We start from the raw sequence: 16,868 nt of genomic DNA, 5'->3' as shown, positions 1-16,868 counted from the left end.
CCGCAACGGCGCCGACAACCGCACTATGCTGACGAATCGGTACGTCTCACGGAAGGCACCACGGTAGTCGGCACATGATCCCCGGTTCAGAACTGCGTCAGCGACGAAAGAACATCGGCATCAGCCAATACCAATTCGCCCAACGCGTAGGTATCACCTCCGCGACGCTTTCCGCCTGGGAGCTCAACAAAAAATCCCCAAGCCCCGCAGTACACACCGCAGTGTCCACCGCGTTGCGCGAACTCGAGGCGCACAAGGTCGCAGGTGCGTTTCACCCCAACAAACGGCGCACAAACGGGAAAGCTGGGAAAAAGCCACCCCCACACGTCGGCGGATCGCACCGCGTCGTCCCCAACCTCGAACAAACTGGTCCCACCGTATTGGCGGCATTCTCCGGCTGCGGCGGCATGGCAGAAGGATTCCGGGCAGCGGGCTGCTCTATCCAGGCATATGTCGACAGCAACTCCGACGCACGCGACACCTTCGCACGGAACTTCCCAGGCGCCCGCAGCATTGGCACTGACATCACCACCATCCAGCCCGCAGAAGTCGAAGATCAGCTACGCGGTACCGGCTTGGGTGGTACTCACATCGACATCCTCGCCGGAGGCCCCCCATGTCAAGGCTTCAGCCTCGCAGGCAAGCGCAACCACGATGACCCGCGAAACCAACTGTTCAACCACCTCTTATCTCTCGCCGACGTGGTTCAGCCCCGTGTCATCGTCATGGAAAACGTCCGGCTACTCCTCAGCATGAAAGACCCCAACGGGACGTACGTCATCGACCGAATCATCGACAGCATGACCCAGCGCGGATACACCGCAACAGTCAACCCCGTAAACGCACAGGACTACGGCGTCCCGCAACACCGCGAACGCATCTTCATCATCGCCACCCGCGTCAACCCAATCCACTTTCCGCCCGCCAGCCATGGCTCAAACCTGATGCCGCACCGCACATTCCGCGATGCCACCGCAGACCTGCCCCCGCTTGAAGCAGGACAAGCATGCCCCAACGACCCACTCCACTGGGCTGTCGACCACCCCGAACACGTACTCTCATGGCTCCGCGACGTACCCGAAGGCAAATCGGCGCACGACAACGCGGACCCAGCCCTTCGACCACCAAGCGGTTACAACACCACCTACAAGCGCCTCCGGTGGGACGAACCAGCATCCACCATCGGCACAACCTTCGGAATGATCTCCGCGTCCCGGAACGTCCACCCGCAATACACCAGGTCACTCACCATCCGTGAAGCCATGAGACTCCAAACAATCCCAGATGACTACCAATTCGCCGGAACCTGGGGCGCCATCCGCACCATGATCGGCAACGCCGTACCGCCACAGCTCGCACTCACCCTTGCGCGGCATGTCATTCCGCAGCTGTAGCACGCAGTTGGCGGGTTTCGGGTGAAGAAGCCTGCATTTCGACCTCCAATGCGGGTCAAATGCATGATCGTTCGCGGATTCAACATAAAAAAGCCGAACCCCCAATACAACGAGGGTCCGGCCTAACGCGATCGCTTGACAACGACTATGAGAGCCGATGACGGGAATCGAACCCGCGTATTCAGCTTGGGAAGCTGATGTTCTGCCATTGAACTACATCGGCGTTGCAGCGCTTGCTGCGGTAAGCGAGTGTAGCAAGGTTTTGTGCCCGAGGTGGCGGCGCGGGTTCTGTGTCGCTCGTGGCATGTTCCGTGTGTGTGGGCGGGGGAGAGGGCGTGCACGCTGTAGCCTCTAGGCGTGCTGCTTTCAGATCGCGATATCCGGGCCGAAGTCGACGCGGGCAGGCTCCTGCTTGATCCGTTTGATGATTCACTCGTGCAACCATCGAGCGTTGATGTTCGCCTCGACAGTGTCTTTCGGGTTTTTAACAACACTCGGTACACGCACATCGATCCGAAGTTGCAGCAGGACGAGCTGACATCACTGGTCGAAACCGTTGAAGGTGAACCCTTTGTGCTGCACCCGGGGGAGTTCGTCCTGGGGTCAACGCTGGAAGTGTGTGGCCTACCTGATGACCTGGCAGGTCGACTCGAGGGTAAGTCGTCCTTGGGCCGCTTGGGTTTGTTGACGCACTCCACGGCCGGGTTCATCGACCCAGGGTTCAACGGGCACATCACTTTAGAGTTGTCGAACGTAGCCAACCTGCCGATCACGCTGTGGCCGGGGATGAAAATCGGCCAATTGTGCTTGATCCGTTTGTCGAGTCCTGCGGAGCATCCGTATGGGAGCGCGAAGACTGGTTCGAAGTACCAGGGGCAACGTGGTCCCACACCGTCAAAGGCATACCTGAACTTTCAGTGAAGTGCAGTATAGTTCCGGCGAATTCTTCGTCGTGTGACAAACACAAGTGAGATACCTCATGCGGAATAAGCGTCCGAACTTTACTAACTAGATGCTTTTGATTAACTAATTTTGCATAGTGTGTGAGCATGGCGATTCGGATGACAGTTTTTGGTACCGGCTATTTGGGTGCTACGCACGCGGCGTGCATGGCGGAGCTGGGCCATGAGGTGCTTGGCGTCGATGTAGATGCGGCAAAGATTGAGCGTCTTAAAGCGGGCGATGTTCCCTTTTATGAACCAGGTTTACCCGAGATTCTGAAGCGCAACATCGAAGCTGGCCGATTGTCATTTACAACTTCGTACGAAGAAGCAGCTGAGTTCGGTGATGTGCACTTTATTGGTGTAGGAACTCCGCAACGCCGCGGCGAGTACAGTGCCGACTTGAAGTACGTCAACGCTGTTATTGAAACATTGGGTCCGTTGCTCAAGCGTCCGGCGCTCATCGCTGGTAAGTCGACCGTTCCGGTGGGTACGGCGCAGGCCTTGTCCAAGCGTCTTTCTGAGATCGCACCTGCTGGTGACGATGTCGAATTGGTGTGGAACCCAGAGTTCCTGCGTGAAGGGTATGCGGTAAAAGACACTCTGGAGCCTGACCGTATTGTGGCCGGGGTTAAGCCAGGTGGTAAGGCCGAGACAATTTTGCGCGATGTGTACGCCAAGGCTCTTAGTACTGGTACACCATTCTTGGTAATGGACTACGCCACTGCGGAGCTTGTGAAAGTGAGCGCGAACGCCTTTTTGGCGACAAAGATTTCATTTATTAACGCAATGGCGGAAATGTGTGAAGCTGTCGGCGGCGATGTCACGCTACTCGCTGACGCAATTGGCCACGATGCCCGTATCGGGCGACGTTTCTTAAATGCAGGTCTCGGATTCGGCGGCGGATGTTTACCTAAAGACATCAGAGCATTCATGGCGCGCGCCGGTGAATTGGGCGCTGACCAGGCTTTGACGTTCCTACGTGAAGTTGACAGCATCAATATGCGTCGACGTAGCCGGATGGTCGAGGTGGCAACGGAAGCTGTGGGTGGCACCCTCATTGGCAAAAATGTTGCAGTCTTAGGGGCCGCATTCAAGCCAGACTCAGATGACGTGCGGGACTCACCTGCATTAAACGTAGCGGGGATGATGCAGCTCAAAGGAGCTGCAGTGAGCGTGTACGACCCGAAAGCGATGGAAAACTCCAGCAAGGTGTTCCCCACGCTGAACTACTCGGAATCAATTGAGGACGCCTGCGAAAAGGCGGACATTGTTCTCGTGCTGACTGAGTGGCCCGAGTTTCGCAACCTGGACCCGCAAATCCTTGACGGTGTGGTTCGACAGAAAATTATCGCAGATGGCCGGACCTGCCTGAATCCTCACACCTGGATCGATGCTGGCTGGACATTTAGGGCGCTTGGTAGGAGTGTCTCGGTACTTCCTCAATAACGGTGAGGTTCGTTTCGGTGTCTGATGTATTGCGATTTGACAGCGAACCCCACAAGTTGACAACACCGACTTAGCTACAGCCGTCAGACTCATCTCTGATGCTCGTGCTGGCCGATCTGGCCATTACGGAAGGGACGCTAGGTGGGTTCAGTACTGGGAATTGCGGTCGACGCAGAAAACGTGCGTTCCGCGCTGCGGTACCCCGATGGGTCGTGCGACGAGCAAGTCGTTCAGATCTCCGGGGGTGATATCGCGGGCGCCGTCGTCGCCGCGGTGACGAGCATGAAGGAATGGGTAGCGAAAAGTCGAGCGGGAAAGTTCGAAAAAGTTGTCCTTGCGTGTGCATCAGATGCGCACAATCAGGCCATTCATCGTGCCCTGGAGTCAGTTTCAGGTATTTCGGTGACGTTCGTGGACTTCGCCGAAGCGCAGTGGGCTTATCTGGAAGAGATTGGTGTCTATACCCCTTCGGGGAACGTCATTCTCTACGGGCAGGCGCAGTCGAGCGCGGTTTTCAGCTTGATTGATCCATCTCGTGGTGCGTGTATTGCTCGCGCTCGTGATTCGTCAATGGGGCTGAGCCGCATCGACGATGCTATCGGCCGAATAGTTGGCTCGCGGTTTGATGTGGACTCCGTGCGGCGCAGTTTGGTGGACCGCCCGTCTGTGTCGCTGAGCCGTCGTACAACGGTGGACCGTGAGATGGTAACCGAGCTCGTTGATGCTGATACGAACAGGTCCTTCCGCAATGCGCTCGGCGTGGTGGGTGGCTTTGGGTACGACGCGTCATCAATCGTGCTTCTGGGTACGTGTGCGGTCCTTATTGCGCCTATAGCGCGCAACTATCGAACAGTGCCAATTGTTGTTGCGGAGGATCCATCTGCGATTGCTGCGATTGGTGCGGCGATGCTGGTATCGCGGTCGACGGTGGCAGGCACGATTCCGGGTGCTTCTGATGACTATTCGCCGCCGCAGCGTCCGTCGCGGCGATTGCGAACCGCACCATATGGCAGATCGCGCACAAGTCGACGGTTGGTGGCGTGTGCAGCACTAATTGCCGCACTGTCAGGTGTCGGCCTTGGTGTTCACCTGTCAGCTGGTGTGATCGACGACTCGACGGTAGCTGGGGCACCGGACTTTGATTCACCATCAGTGGTGGAGTTTGTTCCTCCAGCGAAGCCCGTTGCGCCGGAGCCTGTCGTTCCCGTCGTTGACAGCCCAGTTTCTCCGCCAGTGGTTGAGGAACCGGCGGAACCAGAGCCAATTCAGGCACCACCGGTCGCTGTATCACCACCTCCTGTGGCACCAGCACCTGTACCAGCACCGCGCGCTCCGACTCCTGTCGAGGCACCGCCACAGGAAGTTGTCACGGTCGATGACACCCCGGATGCAAATGGCGAATCGAGTTCTTCACGTGAGGCCTCAGGGCGGATGCAGGCTTCGCTGCCAATCCCCGAGGACGAAGACATCGTGGAAATCCCGCTAGATCTCGGCTAGGACTAGCGTCGGAGACCCCACACTTCCTCGCCGACTATTGCGAGTAGCTGGCGAGGAAGTTTCCGATCCGTTCGATGGCGACGGTGAGGTCGCGTGAGTGGGGGAGTGTGACGATGCGGAAGTGGTCTGGGTCTGGCCAGTTGAATCCAGTTCCTTGCACGACGAGGATCTTTTCGTGCAGGAGTAGGTCTTGCACGAATTGTTCGTCGTTGTAGATTTCGTGAACTTCGGGGTCGAGCCGTGGGAAGCAATACAGGGCGCCCTGCGGCTTGACGCAGCTAACCCCTGGAATTGTGTTGAGTCGTTCCCATGCGGTGTCGCGTTGTTCGAGCAGTCGACCGCCGGGCAGGATTAGGTCGTTGATGGATTGGTGACCACCTAGGGCGACCTGAATGGCATGTTGAGCTGGCACGTTGGGGCACAGTCGCATGGAAGCCAGTAGGTTGATTCCCTCAAGGAAACTCACTGCATGGTCTTTGGGGCCGGTGATAACGAGCCATCCGGAGCGGTAGCCTGCCACCCTGTATGCCTTTGACAAGCCGTTGAACGTCAGAGTGAGCAGATCGGGTGCGAGTGTGGCCAGCGAGATGTGTTTGGCGTCGTCGTAAAGAATGCGGTCGTAAATTTCGTCGGCGAGCAGCAGCAAGCGGTGCTTGCGGGCGAGGGCGACGATTTGGTTCAGGACATGCTCGGAGTACACAGCGCCCGTGGGGTTGTTGGGGTTTATGACTACGAGGGCTTTTGTCTTTGGGGTAATTTTTGCCTCGATGTCAGCAACATCGGGGTTCCAACTGTCTTCTTCCGCGCACCGGTAGTGCACGGGTGTGCCGCCTGCGAGGCTTGTTGCTGCGGTCCACAGTGGGTAATCGGGTGCTGGGATGAGCACTTCGTCGCCATTGTCGAGCAGCGACTGCATGACCATCACAATGAGCTCTGACACGCCATTACCGAGGTAGACGTCGTCCACATCGAACTCAGGGAAGCCGGGGACCAGTTCGTATCGGGTGACGATGGCGCGTCGCGCTGACAGGATGCCTTTGGAGTCGGAGTACCCCTGTGCGTTGGGGAGCGCGGCGATCATGTCGCGAATGATGACGTCAGGTGCTTCGAACCCGAATGGTGCAGGGTTGCCGATGTTGAGCTTGAGGATCCGGTGCCCCTCCGCTTCGAGTCGTGCAGCATGCGCGTGCACGGGTCCGCGGATCTCATACAGCACGTTCTGCAGTTTGCTGGATTGCTGCAGGACGCGGGGATGGTAGTGATGCAGGTGCAGGGGATCTTTTCGGCTCACACGTTTATCGTGCCACTTGTGTCTAGTGAATATTGCACGGGGCGCAAAGTTGGTGCCGTCACCGGAGTGATCTTCAGCGAAGTCCGTTGAACAGCAGTGTGGGGCCGGGATTTGTAATCCCGGCCCCACACTGCCTTACGAACTTACTCGGCGACTTTTATTGGGCGCCTTGACCAGGTCGTTTCGCGCCGGGTTTCATTCCGAGGCCCTTGGGCTTAGGTGCGTCGCTTGCTGGTTTAGTGTCAGCGTCGCTGGGCTCGGTGGATTTCGCCGGTGCGTCAGTTGCCGCTTTTTCGGTCTCAGGTTCAGCGGGTTTCGCTGGTGCTGGGGAGGCCGATGGGGTGGTTTCTTGTTGTGCCGGTTCTGCCTTTTCAGCTGCTGGCTTCTCTGGAGCTGCTGGCTTTTGGGTCGCTGCGGCGCCGGGGCGCTTTGCGGCCGTCTTCATTTGCAGTCCGCCCTTGGCTGGAGCTTTTGCGGGAGCCGCTTCGGACTTCGGTGCGGACTCAGCTGGCTTTGGTGTGTCAGCTGTTGTTGACTCAGTCGCAGCAGGAGCTTCGGCCGCGGTGGCCGGTTTTGCTTCCGCAGCTGGTGCAGCCTTGGCGCCGGGGCGCTTGGCTGCCGCCTTCATTTGCAGTCCGCCCTTAGCTGGAGCTTTCGCGGGAGCCGCTTCGGACTTCGGTGCGGACTCAGCTGGCTTAGCCGTTGGTTCCTCTGTTGTAGCAGGAGCCGCTGGTGCTGTTGCCTGAGCGCCCGGGCGCTTTGCTGCGCCCTTCATTTGCAGCCCGCCCTTAGCTGGAGCCTTGGCTGGTGCGTCAGCGGTTGGTGCGTCAGCCGCTGGTGCTGCTGCCTTGGCTCCGGGGCGTTTCGCTGCGCCCTTCATTTGCAGGCCGCCCTTGGCTGGAGCTTTAGGTGACGCAGCAGGTTTGTCTGCCGCTGGCTCCGCTTTTGGTTCGGCGGTTGCAGTCTTTGCTGCCGCGGGAGCGGGTTTCGTGGCCGTTGCTGTAGCTGTGGCCCCCACCCGTGCTGGTGAGCGCTTGGAGCCAACGGTCACGCCTTCGGGGAGTCCACGCTTGACCGAGTCGAGCAGCATCATGGCTACGTCGATAACTTCGACGCCTTCGCCCTTGCCCTCGTCCTGGCGTGCGGTGACACCATCGGAGAGCATGACGCGGCAGAACGGGCAACCGGTCGCGATCTTCTTGGTGTTGGTGTCGAGCGCTTCGTCTGTGCGTTCGACGTTGACTCGTTTGCCGAGGTGCTCTTCCATCCACATGCGGGCACCACCAGCGCCACAGCACAGCGAGCGTTCGCCGTGTCGGGGCATTTCGGTGAGTTTCGCACCGGCTGCTCCGATGAGCTCACGTGGTGCCTCGTAGATCTTGTTGTGACGTCCGAGGTAGCACGGGTCGTGGTAAGTGGTGTCGTCTGCGGGTTCGGCGACGGGGATGAGTCGCTTGTCGCGAACGAGGCGGTTCAGCAGTTGTGTGTGGTGTACAACTTCGTAGTTTCCGCCGAGTTGTGGGTATTCGTTGCCGATCGCGTTGTAGCAGTGCGGGCAGGTCACCACGATTTTGCGTTGCTTTTCGGGGCGGCCGTCGAACACTTCGTCGATGGTTTCGATGTTTTGCTGAGCCAGAGTTTGGTACAGCAGTTCGTTGCCTGCTCGGCGGGCGGAGTCACCTGTACAGGTTTCTCCGGTGCCCAGGACCATAAACTCGACGCCAGCGATGTGAAGTAGTTCCGCTACGGCACGCGTGGTGCGTTTGGCGCGGTCTTCATACGCTCCGGCGCAACCAACCCAGAAGAGGTATTCGGTGTCGCCGAATTCACCTTCATAGACGGGCACGTCAAAGTCGAGCCCTTCGGTCCACTTGAGGCGGTCTTGTGCGTTTTGGCCCCAAGGGTTGCCCTTGACTTCAAGGTTCTTGAAGAGTCCGGCGAGCTCGGATGGGAACGCGGATTCGATAAGGACCTGGTAGCGGCGCATGTCGATGATGTGGTCGACGTGTTCGATGTCAACCGGGCATTGTTCGACACAGGCACCGCACATGGTGCAGCTCCATAGCACCTCTGGGTCGATGATGCCGTCGGTGGCGATGTCGCCGGTGGTTTCGCCAACAAGCGGGCGTCCAGCTTCGATTCGGGCTGCTTCGGGGATCTTCGCGAGCTTGGCTTCGTCTGGGTTGCCGTCAGCGTCGACGAGGCCGACCTCTTCGCCTGCCATGTCCTTCTTGCCACCCGCGAGCAGGTACGGAGCCTTCGCGTACGTGTGGTCGCGAAGGGAAAGGATGAGAAGCTTCGGCGAAAGGGGCTTGCCGGTGTTCCAAGCTGGGCACTGTGATTGACAGCGTCCACATTCGGTACAGGTGGTGAAGTCCAGGAGTGCTTTCCAGCTGAAGTCTTCGATGTTTCCGGCGCCGAAGGCATCGGTTTCTGGGTCGGCTTCTTCGAGTTCGAGTACCTTGCCGCCCGACATCATGGGCTTTGCTGCACCGAGTGCTACTCCGCCGTCATCTTCGCGCTTGAAGTAGATGTTGAAGAATGCGGAGAACCGGTGCCACGCGACACCCATGGTGATGTAGCGGCCGACGATGAGCAGCCAGATCATGCCGGAGAACAGTTTGACCATCGCGAAGATGGAGATAAGCAATGGGTCAGAGGGCAGGATTTCAGCTACCCAGCGGGTGAAGAAGTGGGCAACGTCGCTGCCGCCGTATGTGGAGTATTTTGCGGCGCGAACAAAGATGACGCCGAGGCCTTCAACGAGGACGACGGCTTCAACGAAGTAGGCCTGCCAGAATGATGAACCGCTGAAGCGGGACTGGCGATCTGGGCGGCGGGGGTGGTTGCGCTGTCGAATGATGATCAGCGCGGTGATGCCGACGACGGTACCGATGCCGAGGAGTTCCATGAGGAAGCTCCAGGCGAACGTGTTACCGATGAGTGGCCAGTGGAATTTGGGGTTGTAGATCTCGCCGTATGCGGCGAGCCATGCGGCGGACCCCAACATGAAGCCGACCATGACAAGCCAGTGAGCCCAGCCCACTGACCGGAATTTGTTCATCCGGGTGTGGGCGGCGAACTCTACTGTGAGCTGTTTGAGTCGCGGTAGCACCGGGAACAGGCGTGTTCCGTCGGGTTGTCCAAGCCTGATGGTTTGGACCATTCGCCATGCGCCGGACCAGAAGATGATCCAGGCAGGAATACTGACGACTGCGGCGATAGTGCCGAGCGTCAGCGTAACGGGCGTCACGTCGCTCATGTCGTCGTGGCCTTTCTGTCGTGGCGGTGTGTGCCGCCAGCCGTAAGCCGTCGCACAGGTCTCCTATGTTACTCGCCGGTAATGCCTGCTATGTTACTCGCTAGTAACAACCGGTGAACTGTGGTTTTGTCGCGGCGAGGCCTGCACAATGCCGCCTCCCGTTGCCCCCGCGTTGTCAGCGGATCCCTCGTGAGGTGAATTGTGCGCACACTCGTCTGCTCTAACGGTATTACGAGCCATGATTGCTGCTTTCGCACAGGCGAACCTAACCTCGCTCGAAGTTGGATATGACCAGCAAAAACAAGACGGGCTGGCCAAGGAATGGCCAGCCCGTCGGTGATTGACATGCCTACTGGGTGTTCAGGCGCACGTATGTCGAAGTGTTAAGGATGTCGTTGATCGGTGTCGCGTACAGCAGCGGGGTGTCCCCAAATATTGCCGTTTGGCGGACAGCCTCTGAGCACGATGTGAAGTCGCCCACGTCAGAAGCGCTTGAGACGCCGACGGCGCGGGTGCCGCTGATAATGGCGCCTCCGGAGTCCCCTTGGAGCGCACAGATGTTTGAGGTGAATGCGTTGCCGAGGGTGCGGTTACCAACCTCAAGCTTCAGGTTTGTTGACGTGACCACACCGCAGCTGAATCCTGTGGTGACTCCTGATTTGCACACTGGCATTCCAACCACGGGATCGGCAGTGCCGGTGATGTGGAGGTCGCTGCCGCCGCGCACACCGGCGGTCTTGAACCAGTCCTTGTGCGAGTCGTCGACAGTGATGATGGCGTAGTCAACATCGTCCATGTTGGTTTCGGTGAATGTGCCAAACACCTGTCCGGCGAGGGGGCCGTCGAGAAACCGCGTTGGCGCACCAGTTGCGCCGGGACCGTCGGGGTTGCAATGACCGGCAGTGATGTTGACTGCATTGCCGTCACTATCTACCCCGTTGAAGCCCAAGGAGCAGCGCAGGGAAGCGTTGCTCCCTGAAAGGAACGGATCGCCGCCCATGACCTGAAAGTTCGGCGGGACTGTAGCGCTCGCAGGCGGGAAGACTGGTTGTTCCTCCGTGCCGCCAGGGAGGGGTTCTTCGATAATGCGGTCTTCGCCGGGGATTACCTCGTTTGCCGGGGTGAAGACGATGCCTGCATTTTCTAGCACTGATGGAAGATCGATTGCGTCGCCAACAGCTGTGTCAGCCAGGCCAACGATGATGGTGTTGTCGCTCAAATTCACCATGATGTCGCGGAAAATGCTGTGCAGGGGCTCGGGTAGGGTGCTGATCCAGTCACGCAGTTGTGCGAGATCTGATCGCAGTACTGCTTCTGTGCGCGACACTTTCTTCACTTCGAAGCCGATGTCGCGGACCTGTTGGCCGAGTGACTCGGTGGTGACTGCGATGGTGGGGACGCCATTGTTGAGCCATGCGCCGCCAAACTCGTCGGGGAAGTCCGCTCGGAAGGTGTTGGCAATCTCTGCGAGTTGTTGAGCTAGGTCGGACTCTTCTATGAACTGCTCGGCAGACATGTTGAGGTCGCGTTCGAGCGCTTCGACCAGTTCGCTGGGCAGTGCATTGATCAATGGTGCATCGGCGAACGGGGTGTCGGCCAACGGGTTTGTTGTCGGTTCCCCCATTGCGCCCGTGGCACTGGATGCGGCGATGGTGAGCGCGGCGATTCCGGTGATGGCGGCGCGTCGAATTGTGAGCGTGCGCATAGGTTGGTTCGTTGCCCTTTCTTGGTGCCCCGTCTCGGTTCTGCACAGAGAGTGGTAGGCAAGCCTCAAGGCTTAACTTTAGGTTCCGTTTATGGCCGTGAACAGCACGTAGATACAAAGGTCATGCGATCGTGATCACGGCGGGAACAAATCACGCAATCGCCTCGTTAACCCTGGTGTGAGGTTGAGTGCCAAAGGCTCAACTAGTTACAGTAGGATTAGTGGAAGCCTCAAGGTTGAGTCATGATCGCTCAATCCTGATGAACGCTTCACTGAATATGAGGAGGAAATTATGGCGAGAGCCGTCGGTATCGACCTTGGCACCACCAACTCGGTTGTATCAGTACTAGAGGGTGGTGACCCTGTGGTCATCGCCAATGCAGAAGGCGCTCGTACCACGCCCTCCGTCGTGGCTTTCGCGCGCAATGGCGAGGTGCTCGTTGGACAGCCAGCGAAGAACCAGGCCGTCACAAATGTTGATCGCACGATCCGGTCCGTCAAGCGCCACATGGGCACCGACTGGAAAACAGACATCGATGGTAAGAACTACACGCCACAGGAAATTAGCGCTCGCACGCTGATGAAGCTGAAGCGTGACGCCGAGGCATACCTGGGCGAAGAAATTACCGACGCTGTTATCACCGTGCCTGCGTACTTCGAGGACTCACAGCGGCAGGCCACGAAGGAAGCGGGTCAGATCGCTGGCCTTAACGTCCTTCGCATCGTTAACGAGCCCACCGCAGCTGCGCTCGCCTACGGGCTCGACAAAGCAGGCAAAGAGCAAACCATCCTCGTCTTCGACCTCGGCGGTGGCACGTTCGACGTCTCGCTCCTCGAAATGGGCGACGGCGTTGTAGAGGTGCTCGCTACCGCAGGTGACAACCACCTTGGTGGTGACGACTGGGACCAGCGCATCGTGGACTGGCTAGTCAACAAGTTCAAGATGCAAAACGGCATTGACTTGACCAAGGACAAGATGGCGATGCAGCGTCTACGTGAAGCTGCTGAAAAGGCCAAGATTGAACTCTCATCGGGTCAAAGCACCACAATCAACTTGCCTTACATCACTGTCGACGCCGAAAAGAACCCACTGTTCCTCGACGAGCAACTAACTCGTGCGGAGTTCCAGAAGATCACAGCTGACCTTCTCGATCGCACCCGTGCGCCGTTCCAGCAAGTCATCAAGGACGCGGGCGTTGCAATCGGGAAAATTGATCACGTAGTTCTCGTGGGTGGCTCCACTCGCATGCCGGCTGTATCTGACCTTGTGCGCGAACTCTCCGGCAAAGACCCCAACAAGGGCGTCAACCCAGACGAGGTCGTAGCAGTTGGTGCAGCGCTGCAGGCAGGTGTGCTGCGCGGTGAAGTGAAGGACGTTCTCCTTCTTGACGTCACACCACTGTCATTGGGTATTGAAACCAAGGGCGGTGTTATGACCAAGCTTATTGAGCGCAACACCACCATTCCGACCAAGAAGTCGGAAGTGTTCACCACGGCCGAAGACAACCAGCCATCAGTGCAGATCCAGGTGTACCAGGGCGAGCGCGAAATCGCACGTCACAACAAGCTTCTCGGATCGTTTGACCTCGCCGACATCCCGCCAGCGCCCCGCGGCGTGCCGCAGATCGAGGTTACCTTCGACATCGACGCCAACGGCATCGTCCACGTCACCGCGAAGGACAAGGGCACAGGCAAGGAAAACACCATCAAGATTCAAGGTGGCTCCAGCCTTTCGGACGACGAGATCAACCAGATGATCAAGGATGCCGAAGCTCACGCTGAGGAAGACAAGAACCGGCGCGAAGATGCCGAGGTGCGCAACCAGGCTGAGTCGCTTGTCTACCAAACCGAGAAGTTCATCAAGGACAACGAGGACAAACTTCAGGCTGATGCGAAGAGCAAGGTCGAAGATGCAGTGAAGGGCGTCAAGGACGCTCTCGCGGGGACCGACACAGAGGCTGTAAAGGCCGCTGTCGAGACTCTTAACACCGAGTCGCAAGCAATGGGGCAGGCAATGTACGAAGCCGCCGCCCAGGATGCTCCCGGAGCCGACGGCGCTGCCGGTTCAGCTGGTCCCGATGACGTTGTGGACGCCGAAGTTGTCGACGAACCAAACGAAAAGGACGCCAAGTGAGCGAAGCCGAAGCACGTGATCAGGAACCGGTGACGATAACCGATAAGCGGAAAATCGACCCCGAAACTGGCGCTGCCCGGCCCGTTGAACCCGAAGTTGTTCCTTCCTACGAAACTGGGGAGGAACAGGCGGGTGACGTCGATGGTCAAGATCCGTCGACGGGCAGCGAGAATGTTGTCGACGGCCAAGTTCACAGCGGCCAAGTTGAAGGTGAACTGGTGGGCCGTGAGCAACTCGATGCCGTCACTGCGCAGCTAGACGAACGCACGGCTGACCTGCAGCGGTTGCAAGCTGAGTTCGCAAACTACAAACGCCGCGTCGTTCGCGATCGCGAGGTTGAAAAGTTAGCGGCCAAAGCTTCAATCGCTGGAGAGTTGCTCGGTGTACTCGACGATCTAGATCGTGCGCGTTCGCATGGTGACCTGCAATCGGGCCCCATGAAAGCTGTCGCTGACAAGTTGCACACTGTCTTAGGCAACGTGGGCCTCGAAGCGTTTGGTGTCGAGGGCGACACGTTCGACCCTTCGCTCCACGAAGCGGTCCAGCATGAGGGGACCGGACATGTGCAGGTTGTTGGGGCTGTGCTCCGCAAGGGGTACAAGTTCGGGGACCGTGTGTTGAGAAACGCAATGGTGTCTGTTGTCGATGGCGATGACTCGGCCGAGGCTGATCAGGTCGATCTTCAGTCAGCCGACGTAGCAACTGACAGCGTCGACAAAGAAAATATCAACGAAGAATAGGGTTATCTGAGGAAAGGAGGGGGCGCCCAATGGTTCAGCAAGAGTGGTTGGAAAAAGACTTCTACAAGGACTTGGGCGTCCCCCCGGACGCGTCCCAAGAAGCGATCAAGAAGGCGTACCGCAAACTTGCTCGCGATCTGCACCCAGACGCAAATCCTGGCAACAAGGTGTCGGAAGAACGCTTTAAGTCAGTATCCGAAGCGCACAGCGTCCTATCGGACCCGCAGAAGCGAAAAGAATACGACGACGCTCGCAAGTATTTCGGCAGTGGGCTTCGGGGCGGCTTCGGTCAAGGTCGAGGTCCAGGGCCAGGGCCTTCACACGGCGCTGATGCGGGCTTCGACTTCGGAGATGTGTTTGGCGGCGGTGCAGGCGGTGGCTTCAGTGATCTGTTCGGCGGTTTGTTCAACAAGCCAGGGCAGGGGAGCCCTGCGGGGCCAAGGCGTGGTCGTGATCTCGAGTTCGAAACGCGACTGACGTTTCGAGATGCCGCGTTGGGCTCCGTTGTCCCATTGAAAATCACCTCGCCGTCGGCATGTACAACGTGCCACGGCACTGGTGCCAGGCCGGGAACAAGCCCACGAATGTGCACCTATTGCAATGGCAGTGGTGTCACAAGCCGTAATCAGGGTGCCTTTGGCTTCAGTGAACCGTGCGAAGAATGCCACGGAACTGGATCTCTAATTGATTCCCCTTGCAACGATTGCGCTGGTTCGGGCGTCATGACGAGGACACGGACGATTAGTGTGCGGATTCCTGCGGGCGTCGAGGACGGGCAACGTATTCGACTCGCGGGCCAAGGCGAAGCGGGAGTTCGCGGTGCACAGTCTGGTGACTTGTTCGTCACTGTGCACGTTGACAAACACCATGTTTTTGAACGGTCAGGAAATGACCTCACGGTGTCTGTTCCTGTGTCGTACAGCGAACTTGCTTTGGGTACAACACTTTCGGTGCCGACCCTCGATGGCCGTGTTCGTCTGAAGATTCCAGCAGGAACATCTCCCACACGAACATTTCGGGTCCGTGGTCGGGGCGTGCAGAAGAAGAATGCGCCGGTGGGCGATCTGCTGGTATCTCTCGTGCTCGCCGTGCCTGAATCTCTGAGTGCTGAGGCGACAGAAGCCTTGGAGAAGTACGCTCAGTATGAGCGCGATAGCGGGTTTGACCCGCGTGCTAAATGGGCAGGTTCATGATGAACGATCGACACGAAGATGGTGCCCCACGGCGTGGGCCCAGCGCTGGTGACTCGAACGATATGGCTGCAGCGGTGTTTGCGATCTCGATTGCCGCTGACCTCGCTGGTATGCATGCGCAGACTTTGCGAACGTACGACAGGTTGGGTCTTGTAACTCCTCACCGAACTAGTGGTGGAGGGCGACGGTACTCAAGGCGCGATGTGGAACTTCTGCGAGAGGTGCAAAGACTCTCTCAAGAAGAGGGCGTCAATCTTGCGGGCATCAAACGCATCATTGAACTGACGAATCAAGTGGAGGCTTTGCAAGCGCGAGTGGGCGAATTGCTCAACGAAGTGGAATACCTAAAAGCTCGTCGCCCATCGCGGGGCGAGCTGGTTCCGGTGCCTCGTAGCAATGCCCTAGTTGTCTGGAAACGGCGACCTTTATGACCGGATTGCCCGTTTAGTGTTGCAAAAGTGTTAACAATGTCACTAAACTCGCACCAGTATGCCCCTAGAAATGGGGGCAAATGGAGGTGTGTAGTGCACAATACCCACGTGACCAATAATCAGACTCTCGGCCGGAGAGGCGCTAAGCGTGGAGCGGTAGCCAAATTGTCGCGCGACGAAATCGTCCTCGCGGCTCGCCAGCTGATCGAAGCTGAAGGCGCCGAATCTCTCTCAATGCGTCGGCTCGCAACCATAGTGAACAGTTCGCCGATGGCGCTCTACCATCACGTTGATGGTCGCGCTGATTTGCTGTCGGCGGTATTGCAGCAGTTGTGCGCGGAAATGCCACGACCCGTGCTGTCGGACGACCCGCGAACGCGAATGGTGGAGTCGGCGACGATTCTGCACTCGATCCTAAGCCAGTATCCGTGGTCGTTGGAGATTCTCGGTTCAAGCGCCGCCCTCGGATGGGATGCGCTCAACTTGGTGGAAGAATTCTTGTGCGCCGCACGCAACCTTGAACTCACGGCAGCGCAAGCGGACCAGGTCTTTGTCGCGGTGTGGAACTTCATCGCAGGTAGCGTGATGATGCGTGTCAACAATGCGACAGTCCAGGCTGCTGAAGGCACCTCGTGGCTAGCGGTCGGCAGTGACGAGGGAAAGCCGGAATGCCCCTTGGCGCGCCAGCTTGGCGAGCAGTGGCCCGGGGTCGTTGACGCTTACAGTCCAGTCGGGCACCTTGACACCATCATCAGTTCCCTCGTGGAAGAAGCGCGGGCGGAACGCGGATTGGGAACCATGCGCGTCGCTGGGTGACGTTCAGCACAGTCG

The 16,868-nt window shown here is 58.3% G+C and carries 12 protein-coding genes and 1 tRNA gene; 9 read left to right on the top strand and 4 right to left on the bottom strand.

Annotated elements, in window-relative coordinates; genetic code table 11:
* Positions 1–74: 74 nt before the first annotated feature.
* Positions 75–1,394 (top strand): DNA cytosine methyltransferase, encoded by a 1,320-nt coding sequence (locus tag IEW73_RS06605; protein WP_188671789.1) that lies wholly within the window; start codon positions 75–77, stop codon positions 1,392–1,394.
* A gap of 152 nt (positions 1,395–1,546) precedes the next feature.
* Here the strand turns inward: IEW73_RS06605 and IEW73_RS06600 are convergent.
* A tRNA-Gly gene (locus IEW73_RS06600) sits at positions 1,547–1,617 on the bottom strand.
* 134 nt (positions 1,618–1,751) lie between these two features.
* Here IEW73_RS06600 and dcd point away from each other — a divergent pair.
* The 3 genes from dcd (at position 1,752) to IEW73_RS06585 (ending at position 5,281) form a co-directional block, all read left to right on the top strand.
* Positions 1,752–2,315, top strand: coding sequence for a dCTP deaminase (dcd, locus tag IEW73_RS06595; protein ID WP_188671786.1), 564 nt, complete (start codon positions 1,752–1,754; stop codon positions 2,313–2,315).
* Positions 2,316–2,443: 128 nt separating this feature from the next.
* Complete coding sequence (locus IEW73_RS06590; protein ID WP_188671782.1) at positions 2,444–3,784, top strand: UDP-glucose dehydrogenase family protein; 1,341 nt, start codon at positions 2,444–2,446, stop codon at positions 3,782–3,784.
* A gap of 141 nt (positions 3,785–3,925) precedes the next feature.
* The gene (locus IEW73_RS06585) at positions 3,926–5,281 is read left to right on the top strand and encodes a hypothetical protein (RefSeq protein WP_188671779.1); all 1,356 of its coding nucleotides are present in this window, start codon (positions 3,926–3,928) and stop codon (positions 5,279–5,281) included.
* Positions 5,282–5,315: 34 nt separating this feature from the next.
* Here IEW73_RS06585 and IEW73_RS06580 read toward each other — a convergent pair whose 3' ends face one another.
* The 3 genes from IEW73_RS06580 to IEW73_RS06570 form a co-directional block, all read right to left on the bottom strand.
* Positions 5,316–6,572 (bottom strand): pyridoxal phosphate-dependent aminotransferase, encoded by a 1,257-nt coding sequence (locus IEW73_RS06580; RefSeq protein WP_188671776.1) that lies wholly within the window; start codon positions 6,570–6,572, stop codon positions 5,316–5,318.
* A gap of 157 nt (positions 6,573–6,729) precedes the next feature.
* Positions 6,730–9,834: a heterodisulfide reductase-related iron-sulfur binding cluster gene (locus IEW73_RS06575; protein ID WP_241012566.1), complete on the bottom strand. Its 3,105-nt coding sequence runs from the start codon at positions 9,832–9,834 to the stop codon at positions 6,730–6,732.
* A 349-nt stretch (positions 9,835–10,183) separates the two neighbouring features.
* On the bottom strand, positions 10,184–11,539 hold the full coding sequence (locus IEW73_RS06570; protein ID WP_188671775.1) for a S1 family peptidase: 1,356 nt from the start codon (positions 11,537–11,539) through the stop codon (positions 10,184–10,186).
* Between the two features lie 292 nt (positions 11,540–11,831).
* Between IEW73_RS06570 and dnaK the strand changes: the two genes are divergently transcribed.
* The 5 genes from dnaK to IEW73_RS06545 all read left to right on the top strand — a co-directional run bounded on the left by dnaK (position 11,832) and on the right by IEW73_RS06545 (position 16,853).
* A complete protein-coding gene (gene dnaK / locus IEW73_RS06565) occupies positions 11,832–13,673 on the top strand; it encodes a molecular chaperone DnaK (protein ID WP_188671774.1) in 1,842 nt (613 codons plus the stop codon).
* Positions 13,670–14,413 (top strand): nucleotide exchange factor GrpE, encoded by a 744-nt coding sequence (grpE, locus tag IEW73_RS06560; protein WP_188671773.1) that lies wholly within the window; start codon positions 13,670–13,672, stop codon positions 14,411–14,413. The genes dnaK and grpE overlap by 4 nt, the downstream gene beginning before the upstream one ends.
* A gap of 29 nt (positions 14,414–14,442) precedes the next feature.
* Positions 14,443–15,606, top strand: a complete 1,164-nt coding sequence (gene dnaJ / locus IEW73_RS06555; protein ID WP_188671772.1) for a molecular chaperone DnaJ — start codon at positions 14,443–14,445, stop codon at positions 15,604–15,606.
* The gene (locus IEW73_RS06550; RefSeq protein WP_188673052.1) at positions 15,606–16,037 is read left to right on the top strand and encodes a heat shock protein transcriptional repressor HspR; all 432 of its coding nucleotides are present in this window, start codon (positions 15,606–15,608) and stop codon (positions 16,035–16,037) included. Before dnaJ ends, IEW73_RS06550 begins: the two co-directional genes overlap by 1 nt.
* Positions 16,038–16,145: 108 nt before the next feature.
* A complete protein-coding gene (locus IEW73_RS06545) occupies positions 16,146–16,853 on the top strand; it encodes a TetR/AcrR family transcriptional regulator (RefSeq protein ID WP_188671771.1) in 708 nt (235 codons plus the stop codon).
* Positions 16,854–16,868: the final 15 nt, after the last annotated feature.

It is taken from the genome of Hoyosella rhizosphaerae (assembly GCF_014643175.1).
Classification (GTDB): domain Bacteria; phylum Actinomycetota; class Actinomycetes; order Mycobacteriales; family Mycobacteriaceae; genus Lolliginicoccus; species Lolliginicoccus rhizosphaerae.
Note: the sequence above shows the minus strand (reverse complement) of the source record. Positions and strands in the feature narration are given on the sequence as shown.

Excerpts from the sequence above, each read along its gene's own strand:
- IEW73_RS06575 (WP_241012566.1), bottom strand. The coding sequence starts at position 9,834 with ATGAGCGACGTGACGCCCGTTACGCTGACGCTCGGCACTATCGCCGCA.
- IEW73_RS06570 (WP_188671775.1), bottom strand. The coding sequence starts at position 11,539 with ATGCGCACGCTCACAATTCGACGCGCCGCCATCACCGGAATCGCCGCG.
- IEW73_RS06550 (WP_188673052.1), top strand. The coding sequence starts at position 15,606 with ATGAACGATCGACACGAAGATGGTGCCCCACGGCGTGGGCCCAGCGCT.
- IEW73_RS06605 (WP_188671789.1), top strand. The coding sequence starts at position 75 with ATGATCCCCGGTTCAGAACTGCGTCAGCGACGAAAGAACATCGGCATC.
- dnaJ (WP_188671772.1), top strand. The coding sequence starts at position 14,443 with ATGGTTCAGCAAGAGTGGTTGGAAAAAGACTTCTACAAGGACTTGGGC.
- dnaK (WP_188671774.1), top strand. The coding sequence starts at position 11,832 with ATGGCGAGAGCCGTCGGTATCGACCTTGGCACCACCAACTCGGTTGTA.
- IEW73_RS06590 (WP_188671782.1), top strand. The coding sequence starts at position 2,444 with ATGGCGATTCGGATGACAGTTTTTGGTACCGGCTATTTGGGTGCTACG.